Source organism: Streptomyces sp. CHD11 (assembly GCF_018638295.1).
Classification (GTDB): Bacteria; Actinomycetota; Actinomycetes; order Streptomycetales; family Streptomycetaceae; genus Streptomyces.
Genome location: NZ_JABTTS010000121.1, coordinates 1 through 370, shown reverse-complemented (window position 1 = coordinate 370; position 370 = coordinate 1). Strand labels below are relative to the sequence as shown.

The following is a 370-nucleotide window of genomic DNA, read 5'->3' as shown; positions in this document are numbered from 1 at the left end:
CCCAGGCGGTGGCGGCGGCCCCTCCGGTGACGCTCGCCCCGGTGACGTTGTCGAAGCCGAGGAAGCGGGCGACGAACGCCGAGGCGGGGCGCTGCCAGACGTCCAGCGGGCTGCCCTCCTGCGCGATCCGGCCGTCCCGCATCACGACGACCCGGTCGGCGAGCGCGAACGCCTCGCCCTGGTCGTGCGTGACGGCCAGCACGGTGGTGCCCAACTCCTGGAACAGGGTGCGCAGTTCGACGACGAGCCGTTCGCGGAGGCTGCGGTCGAGCTGGCCGAGCGGCTCGTCCAGCATCAGGAGCTTCGGGCGCGGGGCCAGCGCGCGGGCCAGGGCGACGCGCTGCTGCTCACCGCCGGACAGCGCGGCGAC

1 protein-coding gene is annotated in these 370 nt (G+C 75.4%); it reads right to left on the bottom strand.

Annotation, left to right across the window (positions count from 1 at the left end):
- A partial coding sequence (locus tag HTV45_RS33435) for an ABC transporter ATP-binding protein (RefSeq protein WP_215209634.1) occupies positions 1-370 on the bottom strand: 370 nt, incomplete at both ends.